12 protein-coding genes are annotated in these 12866 nt (G+C 54.7%); 10 read left to right on the top strand and 2 right to left on the bottom strand.

All coding sequences use genetic code 11. The annotated features are described in order from the left end of the window. Positions 1–60: 60 nt before the first annotated feature. Positions 61–819 (bottom strand): trehalose operon repressor, encoded by a 759-nt coding sequence (treR, locus tag H7U36_RS12080; RefSeq protein WP_205156236.1) that lies wholly within the window; start codon positions 817–819, stop codon positions 61–63. Between the two features lie 194 nt (positions 820–1013). On the opposite strand from treR, the gene treP reads away from it, so the two are divergent. The 10 genes from treP to H7U36_RS12030 all read left to right on the top strand — a co-directional run bounded on the left by treP (position 1014) and on the right by H7U36_RS12030 (position 12054). Continuing rightward, positions 1014–3005: a PTS system trehalose-specific EIIBC component gene (gene treP / locus H7U36_RS12075; RefSeq protein ID WP_205156235.1), complete on the top strand. Its 1992-nt coding sequence runs from the start codon at positions 1014–1016 to the stop codon at positions 3003–3005. A 17-nt stretch (positions 3006–3022) separates the two neighbouring features. Continuing rightward, on the top strand, positions 3023–4669 hold the full coding sequence (gene treC / locus H7U36_RS12070) for an alpha,alpha-phosphotrehalase (protein WP_191429138.1): 1647 nt from the start codon (positions 3023–3025) through the stop codon (positions 4667–4669). 16 nt (positions 4670–4685) lie between these two features. Continuing rightward, positions 4686–4943 (top strand): HPr family phosphocarrier protein, encoded by a 258-nt coding sequence (locus H7U36_RS12065; protein ID WP_033124236.1) that lies wholly within the window; start codon positions 4686–4688, stop codon positions 4941–4943. 44 nt (positions 4944–4987) lie between these two features. Continuing rightward, entirely contained in the window at positions 4988–6607 is a 1620-nt protein-coding gene (gene ptsP, locus H7U36_RS12060) for a phosphoenolpyruvate--protein phosphotransferase (protein ID WP_033124235.1), read from the top strand. Between the two features lie 157 nt (positions 6608–6764). Beyond that, complete coding sequence (locus tag H7U36_RS12055; protein WP_205156234.1) at positions 6765–7496, top strand: helix-turn-helix domain-containing protein; 732 nt, start codon at positions 6765–6767, stop codon at positions 7494–7496. A gap of 203 nt (positions 7497–7699) precedes the next feature. After that, positions 7700–8233 carry a hypothetical protein gene (locus H7U36_RS12050; protein WP_191493831.1) on the top strand — a complete coding sequence of 178 codons (534 nt, stop codon included), beginning with the start codon at positions 7700–7702 and terminating at the stop codon, positions 8231–8233. A gap of 22 nt (positions 8234–8255) precedes the next feature. After that, on the top strand, positions 8256–9587 hold the full coding sequence (locus H7U36_RS12045) for an L-cysteine desulfidase family protein (RefSeq protein ID WP_205156233.1): 1332 nt from the start codon (positions 8256–8258) through the stop codon (positions 9585–9587). Positions 9588–9638: 51 nt separating this feature from the next. Further along, a complete protein-coding gene (locus H7U36_RS12040) occupies positions 9639–10025 on the top strand; it encodes a diacylglycerol kinase family protein (RefSeq protein WP_033124256.1) in 387 nt (128 codons plus the stop codon). 66 nt (positions 10026–10091) lie between these two features. Further along, positions 10092–10463 (top strand): phasin family protein, encoded by a 372-nt coding sequence (locus tag H7U36_RS12035; RefSeq protein ID WP_033124231.1) that lies wholly within the window; start codon positions 10092–10094, stop codon positions 10461–10463. Next, entirely contained in the window at positions 10456–12054 is a 1599-nt protein-coding gene (locus H7U36_RS12030; protein ID WP_033124230.1) for an ABC1 kinase family protein, read from the top strand. The genes H7U36_RS12035 and H7U36_RS12030 overlap by 8 nt, the downstream gene beginning before the upstream one ends. Before the next feature lie 109 nt (positions 12055–12163). Here the strand turns inward: H7U36_RS12030 and H7U36_RS12025 are convergent, their stop codons facing one another. Further along, positions 12164–12760, bottom strand: coding sequence for a biotin transporter BioY (locus tag H7U36_RS12025; protein WP_052083727.1), 597 nt, complete (start codon positions 12758–12760; stop codon positions 12164–12166). Positions 12761–12866: the final 106 nt, after the last annotated feature.

The raw sequence follows: 12866 nt of genomic DNA, 5'->3' as shown, positions 1-12866 counted from the left end.
TGGGAGAGGCGATGTGCTTTCTCCCATCCGTTTTTTATCTCTTCTTCTATTCTTAAAGAGCTATCCCGCGCTTCTGGCCTGTGCCGGCTCCGGCGCCCGGCGCACCGCGTTATCCTGGAACCGGAAGTAGTCCGGCCGATGGCGGGACTGAGTGAACTCGAACATGATGCCGTCGCTGTTGTAGGTGTGGCTGCTCACCACGGCCACGCAGTTGTAATCGTTGACATCCATCTCCAGATATTTCTCATCGATCTGTGTGATCTTCTCTACCGTCATGACCCGCTGGCTGTTGACGATGGTCATGTGGAGCTCCTTTTCCAGATACTCGTAGATGGAGTCGGAGGCGATCTGGGGTGTCAGTCCCGGAACCGCGTCCTTCAGAAAGTAGTTGTGGTTGATGATGAGGGGCTTCCCGTCCAGGTAATGGAGGCGCTGTATGTAGTACAGCTGGGTCCCCGCGGGGAAGCCGGTACGCCTCTCGATCTTCTCGTCTGATGTCAGCTCCATGAACTGGAGAACTCTGGTGACGCCCCATTTGTGGTTCCTGGCGGAGGATTCCTTGAAGGACTCGATCCCCCCTATGGTGAAGGCGGCCTGATCCACCGGGCGGTAGATGTTGCGCACACCCTTTCCCTGCAGTGTCTGCACATACCCGTCTGATACAAGCTGGGCTATGGCCCGGCGCACCGTGTTCCTGGAGCAGTCGTACTCCTGCACAAGAGCGTGCTCTGAGGGAAGCAGGGCATGGCTGGCAAATTCGTTGTTCTCAATCTTCTGTTTTAAATCTCTGTAGATAGCTTCATATTTACTTCTAGGCAATCGCTTCACATCCAGTCATGAATAATCCTGTTTAAACAATTTAATACTATTATAGAATATACAGAAGAGGGAAGTCAAGAAAAACAGTCAAACTTGTTTAAACAAATTGTGCTTGACATGTTTAAACAAGTGTGTTATTTTATACTTGTTCAAACAAGTTGGAACGGATTATCGTGGAAAAAGGAGAGGAAACAATGGCAAAGTATGAAAATGATGTCAAACAGCTTCTGACCCTCATAGGAGGGAAAGAGAACATCCAGGCTGTCTCACACTGCATGACAAGGATGCGGTTTGTCCTGATCGATCCGAAAAAGGCAGATGAGAAAGCCATCGAGAAGATCCCCAGCGTAAAGGGAACCTTTACACAGGCGGGACAGTACCAGGTCATCATCGGAAACGATGTGGCTGTGTTCTACAATGAATTTACCGCGTACGCAGGCATTGAGGGAGTCAGCAAGGACGCGGTGAAGGCAGCGGCAAAGACAAACCAGAACCCGCTGCAGAAGATCATGAGCGCTCTGGGCGAGATCTTCGCTCCCCTGATCCCGGCCCTGATCTGCGGAGGTCTTGTCCTAGGCTTCAGAAACGTGATCGGTGAGATCAACTTCTTTAACGACGGTACACAGAGTCTGGCAGATATCTCCCAGTTCTGGGCAGGTACATACAACTTCCTGTGGCTCATCGGTGAAGCGGTATTCCACCTGCTCCCCGTCGGTATCGTCTGGTCAATCACAAAGAAGATGGGAACCACCCAGATCCTCGGTATTGTCCTTGGACTGACGCTTGTGTCCTCCCAGCTTCTCAACGGCTTCAGCGTTGCGGACACCCCCGCGGCGGATATTCCGGTGTGGGATTTCGGCTTTGCCAAGGTGGAGATGATCGGCTATCAGGGACAGGTCATCGCGGCCATGATGGCGGGCTTTGTCCTTGTCTACCTGGAAAAATTCTTTAAGAAGTACTGTCCGGAAGTGATCAGCATGATCGTTGTCCCCTTCTGCTCTCTTGTGCCCGCGGTCATCATCGCCCACACTATCGTAGGACCCATCGGCTGGAAGATCGGTGATGCCATCGCAAACGTAGTTTACAATGGACTGATGTCACCCTTCGGCGTGGCCTTCGCAGGACTCTTCGGTCTCCTGTATGCGCCTATCGTCATGACTGGTCTGCACCACATGACAAACGCCATCGACTCACAGCTCACAAGCCTTTACAAGGGCACCATCCTGTGGCCCATGATCGCTCTTTCCAACATCGCCCAGGGCTCCGCTGTTCTGGCTATGTCCATCCTGCAGAAGAAAAATGAGAGAGCGCAGCAGGTCAACATCCCTGCGTGCATTTCCTGCTACCTGGGTGTTACGGAACCGGCCCTCTTCGGTGTCAACCTGAAATACGGGTTCCCCCTTGTGTGCGGCATGATCGGCTCCGCCATCGCAGCCATGATCTCCGTGGGAAGCGGCGTGCAGGCCTTCAGCATCGGCGTGGGCGGCCTTCCGGGCATCCTGTCCATTAAGCCGGAGTTCTATCTGTACTTCCTGCTGGCCATGGCAGTAGCCATCGTAGTTCCTTTTATCCTGACCATGATCGTCGGCAGCAGAAAGCTGTCCAGGGAGGCCCTCCTCGGCGAAGACGCAGTGGCAGAAGAGGAAGCTGGCACACAGAGCGGGTCTGAGATACAGTCTGATGAGTCTGTCAGGGCGGCAGAGGAGAGCGACGGGGAGACGGCAGAGCCCCTCACAGAGCTTAAGGCCGGCCTGACCGGAAAGGTTATTCCTCTTGACGATGTGCCGGACAATGTATTTTCCCAGCATGTCATGGGGGACGGCATTGCCATTGAGCCGGAGAGCGACACAGTGGTGGCGCCGGCTAACGCCACAGTGAATGCGGTCATGGCAGACACAGGCCACGCCTGTGGACTCACCTTCGCCAACGGCATGGAGCTGCTCATCCACATCGGTGTGGACACAGTGGATATGAACGGAGACGGATTTACTCTGCTGGTAAGTGAAGGACAGAAGGTGAAGGCGGGCACTCCGCTGATCCGTTTTGACAAGGAGAAGATCCACGCGGCAGGACATCCGTCCGTGACAGTATTTATCGTGACAGAGGAAGGAAACGCAAAGGGGATCCAGTACCTGTCCGGCATGGAGGCCGTGGCAGGGGAGACACCGGTGATCCGCTTTCAGTAGACAGGAGGAAAAGTAAGATGGCAGATTTTAAGAAGAGCGTTGTATATCAGATTTATCCGAAATCCTTTTACGACACAAACGGCGACGGGCTGGGCGACCTGAAGGGCGTGACGGCAAAGCTGGACTATATCAAGGAGCTGGGTGTGGACTACATCTGGATGACCCCCTTCTTCGTGTCCCCCCAGAACGATAACGGCTACGACGTGGAGGACTACTACAACATTGATCCAAGATACGGCACCATGGAGGACTTTGAGGAGCTCTCCAGGGAGGCCGCCAGGAGGGGCATCAAGCTGATGCTGGACATGGTCTTCAACCACACCTCCAGCCATCACGAGTGGTTTCAGAAGGCGCTGGCGGGAGACCCCAAATACAAGGATTACTACATTTTTAAGAAGGGGAAGGCCAACGGAGAGCCCCCCACAAACTGGGAGAGCAAGTTCGGTGGAAACGCCTGGGAGTACGTGGAAAAGTTTGACGAGTACTACCTCCACCTCTTCGATGTGTCCCAGCCGGATCTGAACTGGGACAACGAGGAAGTGAGAAAAGAGATCCAGAAGGTGGTGAAATTCTGGATGTCCAAGGGCGTGAAGGGCTTCCGCTTTGACGTTATCAATCTGATCAGCAAGGATCGGTTTGAGGACGACTACGAGGGAGACGGCCGCCGCTTCTACACCGACGGACCCAACATCCACAGATACCTGCAGGAGCTCAATGCGGCTACCTTCGGCACGGACGCTGAGATCATTACCGTGGGGGAGATGTCCAGCACCACTATGGAGAACTGCTATCACTATGCTAACGAGGATGGGAAGGAGCTGTCCATGGTGTTCAGCTTCCATCATCTGAAGGTGGATTTTATGGGGAATGAGAAGTGGGTCATCGTGCCCTTTGATTTCCTGAAGCTGAAAAACATCCTCTTTGACTGGCAGACCCACATGGCAGAGCACCATGCCTGGAACGCGGTGTTCTGGTGCAACCATGACCAGCCAAGGGTGGTATCCCGGTTTGGAAACGAGAAGAAGTACTGGAAGGAGTCGGCCAAGATGCTGGCCGCTGTTATCCACTGCCTGCGGGGCACGCCCTACATCTATCAGGGTGAGGAGTTGGGCATGACAAACGCCGGGTTTACGGACATTTCCCAGTATAAGGACGTGGAGAGCCTGAACCATTTCCGCATCCTTCAGGAGAAGGGCCTGAGCGAGGAGAACGCCTACCAGATCCTGCAGATCCACTCCCGGGACAACAGCCGTACGCCCATGCAGTGGACGGCCGGCGAGAACGGCGGTTTCACGGAAGGGAAGCCGTGGATAGAGGTCAACAAAAACTGCAGCACCATCAACGCTGAGGCGGAGATGAAGGACGAGACCTCCGTGTTTGCTTTCTACAAAAAGCTGGTACAGCTGAGAAAAGACTATGACATAATCGCGTACGGAGATTTTGAGCCAAAAGCAGAAAAAAATCTTTCCATTTTTGCCTATAAGCGGTATTATAGAGGAAAGGAGCTTCTGGTGATAGGTAATTTCTATGGCACACCGGTCCGCTGGGATGCAGGAGAGGACCTGGAGGCCTATGAGTGTCTGCTCGGAAACTATGACGAGCAGGAACTGAAGGGCACGGAAGCGGCTTTAAAACCATACGAAACAATGATTTTGTATAAGTAAGAGAGGAGAAAACAAAATGAAGACATTCAACTACACCATCAAGGACGAACTGGGGATCCACGCAAGACCGGCAGGACTTCTTGTAAAAGAGGCAAAGAAGTTTGAGTCCAAGATCACTCTGTCCGGAAATGGAAAATCTGCTGAGGCAGGAAAACTCCTTGCTATCATGGGCATGGGATTAAAGCAGGGCGCAGAGCTTACAGTGACAGCTGAGGGTGCCGATGAGGACGCGGCTATCGCAGCTATGCAGGAATTTCTGGAGAAGAACTTATAGGATCCGGAAAGCGTAGCAGGTAAGTAAGAAGAAAGGAGTGCGCCATGAAAACTTATCAGGGTAAATCCATACTGAAAGGAACTGCCATTGGAAAGATCCTTTACTATTCCAAGGAAGAGCAGATGGTGCAGAGAAAGAGCATAGATGACCCGGAGGCGGAGTGGAAGCGGTATGAGGACGCCAAGGCGCAGGCCTCAGAGCAGCTGAATGCCCTCTATGAGAAGGCGCTGAAGGAGGTGGGCGAGCAGGGAGCCGCTATCTTCGAGGTGCACGGCATGATGCTGGAGGACGACGACTTCAACGACTCCATCAAAAATATGATCGAGAACCAGAAGGTCAACGCGGAGTACGCGGTGGCCACCACCGGGGACAATTTCTCCATGATGTTCGCCCAGATGGAGGATGAGTACTTCAAGGCCAGATCCGCTGACATCAAGGATATAGCGGAGAGGGTAGTGGGGATCCTCCAGGGCAGGCATACAGCAGGAGATCTGGGAGATGAGCCTGTGATCCTGGCTGCCAGGGATCTGGCTCCCAGTGAGACCGTGCAGATGGACAAGTCCAAGCTCCTTGGCTTTGTGACAGAGCTTGGATCCGCCAACTCCCACACAGCTATCCTGGCCCGGACCATGAACATTCCGGCGCTGATCGGTATTCCGGTAAGCCAGGAGCTGGATGGCAGGATGGCGGTCATCGATGGGGTGAAGGGCGAGCTGATCGTGGATCCGGACGAGGAGACGCTGGCCTACTATCAGGGGAAGAAAGACGAGGAGAAGAAGCAGCGAGAGCTTCTCCAGCAGCTGAAGGGTAAAGAGGATGTCACTCTTGACGGAAAGAAGATTCGTCTCTACGCCAACATCGGAAGCGTGGGCGATGTGGCCAGGGTGCTGGCCAACGATGCGGGCGGCATCGGACTTTTCAGAAGTGAGTTCCTCTACCTTGAGAAGGACACCTTCCCGACAGAGGAGGAGCAGTTCCAGGCTTACCGCACAGTGGCGGAGACGATGGCCGGAAAGAAGGTCATCATCCGTACACTGGACATCGGTGCGGACAAGCAGGCGGACTACTTCAATCTGGCCCACGAGGACAATCCGGCCATGGGCTACCGGGCCATCCGTATCTGCCTGGATCAGCCGGAGATCTTCAAGACTCAGCTGCGGGCGCTTCTTCGTGCCAGCGCATACGGCAACATCGGCATCATGTTCCCCATGATCATCTCCGTGAAGGAGGTGCAGCAGGCCAAGCAGTATGTGGCTGAGATCAAGGCGGAGCTGGATGAGAAGGGCATCCCCTACGGGGATGTGGAGCTGGGCATCATGATCGAGACGCCGGCCGCAGTCATCATCAGTGAGCAGCTTGCGAAGGAAGTAGATTTCTTCAGCATCGGAACCAACGACCTGACCCAGTACACGCTGGCTATTGACCGTCAGAACGCCAAGCTGGACAACATCTACGACTCCCATCACCCGGCCGTGCTGGAGATGATCCGCATGACAGTGGAGAACGGACACAAGGGCGGCTGCTGGGTGGGTATCTGCGGAGAGCTTGGAGCGGACACCACATTGACGGAGGACTTCCTGAAGATGGGTGTGGACGAGCTGTCCGTGACACCAGGAAGCGTGCTTCCAATCCGTGAGATCATCAGAAATACATCTGTGAAATAAAGCTTGCATAAAGCGGAATTAAGAAGAGTGGAAGATTGTCTTCCGCTCTTTTTTTGGCTATCTCAGTGCAGGCAAAGGTTCTTTGCGTGACTTTTCCGCTGAAACCGGCTATGATGAAGATAAATAGACAGGCATTATGACGGAAGGGGGAAGAAAGATGGCAAAGATTGGCAGGAATATCAGAGAACAGAGGATGAAAAAAGGACTGTCCCAGGAGGAGCTGGCGGCCAGGCTTTATGTGACAAGACAGACAATATCCAATTATGAGACCGGAAGATCTAATCCGGATGTGGAGATGCTCACCAGACTGGCGGAGGCATTGGACACAGATATACAGCTGTTTATATACGGAGAACCGAAAAAACGTAACGTGAAAGAGATCCGCAGAGCGGCGGCCAGGCTGGCTGTCATTCTGCTGCTGTATGTGATTTCCCAAGTCATTGCCGGGTACGAGGAGGACGCGGCCCGAACCACGTATATGATGCCGTGCATCAGTCTCTTTATGAGACTTACAGGGTATCCTGTCCTGTTTCTGTGGACCGGCAGTACGGTGACTTCCCTGATCATGGCCGTGACAGGGGGAAAATCGACCTTTTTGGCGCGAAAAAGCGTTGTTCACAGAACAGTTCTTGTACCATTTGCCGGCTGCCTGTTTTTTATGGCGCCTTATTCTCTCTCATTTATAGCGATGAAGATCTGGGCCTGGGCGGATGTGCTGCTGTATCCGGAAAAGACGATGCGCAGCTACGGATTTAACTTTGGCCCGGTGCTGGGCCACATCTATTTTCATATGATGGATTTTATATTTACCTATTCTTCCGGCATATATATGATATGCTTTGTGGCTGGCTGCGTGCTGTGGCTGACCAAAACGGAGAAGAAAAAATAATCCGGACATATTGCGCTTTTCCGGCGCAGGTGCTATACTCTGTTCATCAACTCATGGAAAGATCTGACTTTCCTGTGAATTCATGGCTGGTTCAGCCGGAAATTCCATTTTAACAGCTTTAACAGCCGTGGCAGGGATCTTTGTGCGGTTTCGGCCACGGGACAACAGAATAGGGAAGGAGAAAAAGCCTATGGGAAAAGGAAATGTTGCTGTCAATCAGTGGCTGCAGGACAGAGACAGGTTCGCGGATCTGTTTAACGGAACTCTCCAATCTCATCGACGTGGGAAATGTGGAGGATGTGAGCCGGTTCCACACGGATTTACAAGTGATTTTCGGCATGTTAAAATGTAGACAGGATGCGGAAAAGCTGAGAGAGTACGTGGAGCAGCACAGGGAGTACTTTGAGAGCGTGGACCTGGAGACATACCAGGCCTTGCGGGAGCTGCTGCACTCAGAGAAAATTCTGAGAGATGTGAGAAAGGACAGAAAGGAGACGAAGGTCAATATGTGCAAGGCGTTGGAGGATCTGTATCAGAACGGCGTAGATACTGGCAGGGAACAGGGAATAGAGCAGGGCGTGGAGCGGGGCAGGCTCCAGGGAATACGGGCCCTGGTGGAGACATGCCGGGAGCTGGGGCAGACAAAGGAGACAGCCGGACAGAAGGTGGCGGAGAAGTTTTCCGTCCCGCCCGAGCAGGCTGAAGAATACGCGGCAGCCTACTGGGGAAAGAATTGAAAGCAGAGGGGAGGATGGACAGATGCATGAACTGACAGAGATGATCCGGGAGGACATGAAGCCGGCTCTCGGAGTGACGGAGCCGGGAGCTATCGCCTTTGCGGCGGCGAAGGCCAGAAGCTGTGTGCCGGGGGAGGTGAAAAGCGTCACTGTCTCCATGAACAGCGGCATGTACAAAAATGCTTTCACCTGCGGCATCCCAGGCACTGACCAGGTGGGGAGCGTCTACGCGGCGGCCCTCGGGACAGTGGCCGGAGACCCAAAGAAGGGGCTGGAGTGCCTGGCCTGCGTGTCGGAGGAGGACAATGCGAAGGCCAGGGAGCTGATCCGGGAGGGAAAGGTAAAGACGATCCTTGACAGCATCTCCAGCCGCATCTTTATCGAGGCCAGCGTGGAGACAGAGGCGGGAACCGCTGCCGTCACCATACGGGACACCCACACCAATATTGTGAAGATCACTGTGAACGGGGAAACGATCTTCGAGAAGGCGCGGGAGCTGGCCGGGGAGACGGACGGAGAGAAGGCAGGAGAAGAGACAGAGGAGCAGGCGGACAGCGGCGCAGGGGAGGAAGGCCATGCCATCCACAGGTATACGCTGGCGGAGCTGGTAGACTATATAGAGAAGGTGGACGCCGCGGAGCTGGACTTCATCCGGGAGGCCTATGAGGTCAATCTGAGGCTCTTCCACCTGGGACTCGAGAGCCCTAAGACCACCTTTGCCCGTCACCTTCTGAAGCTCAATGGAGGGCAGGTGATCTCAGACAATGAGCAGGCCACAGCGTCCCTTCTGTGCAATGGCGCCATCGAGGCCAGGGTCATCGGGCTGGACGCCCCCGCTATGAGCATCACAGGCTCCGGGGCCCACGGCATCATCGCCACCATGCCGCTCTACGCGGCCTACCAGGTGAACAGCTACACAGAGGGGCAGCTTCTTCGGGCCACAGCCCTCTCCTACCTTGTGTGCATGTACATCAAAGAGTACTCGGGCAGGCTGTCCGCCTTCTGCGGGTGCGCCATAGCGGCGGGGTCGGGCATGGCCTGCGGCCTTGTGTGGCTGCGGGGCGGCACTGTGGAGGAGATGGCCCACACCCTGAACAACATGGCCAGCAGCATCACGGGCATGATCTGCGACGGCGGGAACCAGGGCTGCACCATGAAGGGCATCGCGGCGGTGGACGCGGCGTACAAGTCTGTGGAGTTTGCCATGAACGACATCTATATAGCGGACGTCCACGGCATCAACGGGAAGACGCCGGAGGAGACCATGCGGAACATGGGCCGGATCGCCTCCCCGGGCATGACGGGCACAGAGAAGACTATCGTGGAGATTTTTGAGGAAAAACGGCTGTCATAGCTGGTGTTTTCTGCTATAATGAAGACAAATCTCTGCCGGGAGGGAAGGAGCATGGGCGGACAGAAAAAGCCACCTCTTTACAGGAGCTTCGGCTATGCCTTTGAGGGCATTTTTGCCGTGATAAAAAAAGAGAGAAACATGAAGATACACTGCTGTATGATGGCTCTGGTCATTGCGGCGGGGCTGTTTTTTCAGATATCGGCGCTGGAGTGGTGCGTCTGCTTTGTTCTCTTTGGCCTGATCATGTCCCTGGAGCTTGTGAACACGGCTGTGGAGTCAGTGGTGGACCTGGTGACGGAGAAGCGGCATCCCCTTGCCAAGCTGGCAAAGGATGCGGCGGCGGGGGCTGTGCTGATTGCCTCCATCATGGCGGCAGCGGCGGGCCTCATCATCTTTATCCCAAAGGGCTGGCAGTTCCTTCTGGGACTGCTGGGCTAAGAGAAGGGCAAAACGGCGGAGAAGAACAGGATAAGTAAGACAGATATAGTGAAGGGAGAGATTTCTATGGAAAACTTTGGAGACGGCATCAAAAAACTTCTGCTGGCAGGCATCGGAGCCGTGGCAGTGACGACGGAGAAGTCCAAAGAAGTACTGGACGATATGGTGAAAAAGGGTGAGCTGACCGTGGAGCAGGGGAAGGCCCTGAACGAGGAACTCAAGCACAATATCAAGAAGACCATGAAGGAGAAGGTCAATGTGTCCGTGAAGGCGTCCACGCCGGAGGAGCTGGACGCGCTTCTGGATCGCATGTCGCCGGAGCAGATCGAGGCTCTGAAGGCCCGCATCCAGGCCATGGAGGCTGAGGCGGACGGAGAAGAGGAGGAGACCGACCAGGAGGAGGCCGGCGGACCGGAGGAAGATAAGGCCCATGAGTAGACAGGAGTCTGACGACAGGGAGGCGGGGCAGTACAAGAGCCGTCTTAGGGAGATGACGTCTGTCCTGCACAAATACGAGATCACCAAAGGGCTGACGCCGGAGAAGCTGCGGATGATACTGGAGGATCTGGGCCCCACCTTTATAAAAATCGGGCAGATCATGTCCATGCACTCAGATATCCTTCCAAAGCGGTACTGCGACGAGCTGATGAAGCTCCGCTCGGACGTAAAGCCCATGCCCTTCTCGGAGGTGTCGGAGGTGCTGGACGAGTCCTACGGCTGCCCCTGGGGCGCCATTTTCCGGGAGATCAGCGAGAAGCCGCTGGGATCCGCCTCCATCGCCCAGGTGCACAGGGCGGTCTTAAAGGACGGCTCCCCTGTGGTTATCAAGGTGCAGAGGAAGGGGATCTACGGCATCATGGCCAGGGACATCTCCCTTCTTAGAAAGGCGGTGAGGCTTCTCCCGCCGGTGAGCATCAAGGGCATGGTGGATCTGGATATGGTCTTGGGAGAGCTGTGGGATGTGACCCGGGAGGAGATGAATTTTCTCACAGAGGCCGCCAATATGGAGGAGTTTGCCCGGAAAAACGAGGGCATCGCCTATGTGGGCTTTCCTGTGCTGTACCAGGAGTACACGACCATCCACGTGCTTGTCATGGAGTACATCGACGGCTTTGGCATAGACGAGAAGGAGAAGCTGGTGGAAAACGGCTATGACCTGAAGGAAGTGGGAAGCCGCCTGGCGGACAACTACATGAAGCAGGTGATAGAGGACGGATTTTTCCACGCGGATCCCCATCCCGGGAACCTGCGGATCCGGGATGGCAAGATCATCTGGATCGACATGGGCATGATGGGTCGGCTCACGGAGCGGGACAGAGAGCTCATCGCCAAGGCTGTCCGGGGCGTGGCCGTGAACGACGTGGGACTGATCCAGGAGGCTGTCATGGCCCTGGGAGAGTTCAAGGAAAATCCGGATCCGAGCCGGCTTTACGAGGATATCAGCAATCTTCTGGCCAAGTACGGCACTGTGGATATGGGGGATATCGATGTGGCGGAGGTCATGATGGATCTGATGGAGGTCATGAAGGAGAACCGGATCATCATGCCCCACGGACTGACTATGCTGGCCAGGGGCCTGACTCACATGGAGGGAGTGCTGGCCGATATTGCCCCGGAGATCAATATGGTGGAGATCGCCGCGGGCCGCATCAAGGCAAATATTGTCAAGAATTTTGACTGGAAAAAGGAGCTGAAAAGCGGCGGGAAGACGCTGTACCGGGCGGTGCAGAGAGCCCTGGACATTCCGGTCCTCGTCTCGGACGCGGTGCAGGGATATCTGAAGGGGCAGACAAAGGTGAACCTGGATCTGCACGCCTCGCCGGAGCTTGCCAGGCTTCTTCGGAGGATGGTGCAGAATATTGTCATGGGCCTGTGGGTCATGGCCCTTCTCATCAGCTCCAGCATCATCTGTACCACAGACATGAGGCCAAAGATCTGGGGCATCCCCGCGCTGGGGGCCTTCGGCTACCTTATCGCCTTTGTCATTGTCATGTACGTATTTTTGAAGCATCTGTTCTCAAAAAAATAGAGATACGGCGGATTTTATCTCCTGCCGTATCTCTTTTTTTGGTACAGGGATTTCTGTCATTGGGTTTCACTGCTTTCCTGTCTTCTCCAGTCGGAAGTCTCTTTCTTGATCAAGAGAGAACCCTGCTTATGATCGGAATGAGCCGCCGCGCCGTCAGGGACGCGAGAACACAGAGGAGAAAATCTCCCGACGCGGTCAGTATAAAACAGTTGAAGATCACAACGCTCCACGGGACGGGAGTGTCCAGCACATAGTTGCTGACAACGTAATAGTACAGATTACCGGACAGGTACATCACCGCAAAGCCCGCCATGGAGACGGCCAGATAGGAAAAAATGTGCCTGGGGTGAAACCGTTCCGTCAGCCAGCCCACGATCGCGGCCGTGAACAGGAAGCCCAGGAGAAAGCCAAAGGTGGGCCGCAGCAGATAGGAGGGGCCGCCTCCGGAGGCAAAGATGGGCACGCCGCAGAGCCCCAGGAGAAGATAGATCCCCACGCTCAGGCTGCCGTGCTTCCCGCCCAGGATAAATCCTGCCAGGAGAGCAAAATAAAACTGGAGTGTGAAGTGCATGGGAAGCGGTTGTACGGGGATCGTGATCTGGATAAACGCTCCGATGGCCACCAGGGCGGTAAAAAGGCCGCACATAGTCAGAGTCTGCACTTTTTTGTTTGCTTTGGGGACAGATCCCCCGCTCTTGTAATTCATCAATTGTCTGCACCTGCTTTGATTAATAAAATCCGAATGTTCCACAGCTGCAGCTTATCCAAAAGCCGCATGCTTTTTTTATTATAGGAGCGGGCTCTTCCGTTGT

It is taken from the genome of Faecalicatena fissicatena (assembly GCF_016900595.1).
GTDB classification, from domain to species: Bacteria; Bacillota; Clostridia; order Lachnospirales; family Lachnospiraceae; genus Claveliimonas; species Claveliimonas intestinigallinarum.
This window is presented reverse-complemented; position numbering and strand designations above follow the sequence as displayed.

Bases quoted from the DNA above. Each gene is read 5' to 3' on its own strand.
- ptsP (WP_033124235.1), top strand. From the start codon at position 4,988: ATGAAAACTTATCAGGGTAAATCCATACTGAAAGGAACTGCCATTGGA.
- H7U36_RS12055 (WP_205156234.1), top strand. From the start codon at position 6,765: ATGGCAAAGATTGGCAGGAATATCAGAGAACAGAGGATGAAAAAAGGA.
- H7U36_RS12025 (WP_052083727.1), bottom strand. From the start codon at position 12,760: ATGAATTACAAGAGCGGGGGATCTGTCCCCAAAGCAAACAAAAAAGTG.
- treP (WP_205156235.1), top strand. From the start codon at position 1,014: ATGGCAAAGTATGAAAATGATGTCAAACAGCTTCTGACCCTCATAGGA.
- H7U36_RS12045 (WP_205156233.1), top strand. From the start codon at position 8,256: ATGCATGAACTGACAGAGATGATCCGGGAGGACATGAAGCCGGCTCTC.
- H7U36_RS12035 (WP_033124231.1), top strand. From the start codon at position 10,092: ATGGAAAACTTTGGAGACGGCATCAAAAAACTTCTGCTGGCAGGCATC.
- H7U36_RS12040 (WP_033124256.1), top strand. From the start codon at position 9,639: ATGGGCGGACAGAAAAAGCCACCTCTTTACAGGAGCTTCGGCTATGCC.
- H7U36_RS12050 (WP_191493831.1), top strand. From the start codon at position 7,700: ATGTTGCTGTCAATCAGTGGCTGCAGGACAGAGACAGGTTCGCGGATC.
- H7U36_RS12065 (WP_033124236.1), top strand. From the start codon at position 4,686: ATGAAGACATTCAACTACACCATCAAGGACGAACTGGGGATCCACGCA.
- H7U36_RS12030 (WP_033124230.1), top strand. From the start codon at position 10,456: ATGAGTAGACAGGAGTCTGACGACAGGGAGGCGGGGCAGTACAAGAGC.
- treC (WP_191429138.1), top strand. From the start codon at position 3,023: ATGGCAGATTTTAAGAAGAGCGTTGTATATCAGATTTATCCGAAATCC.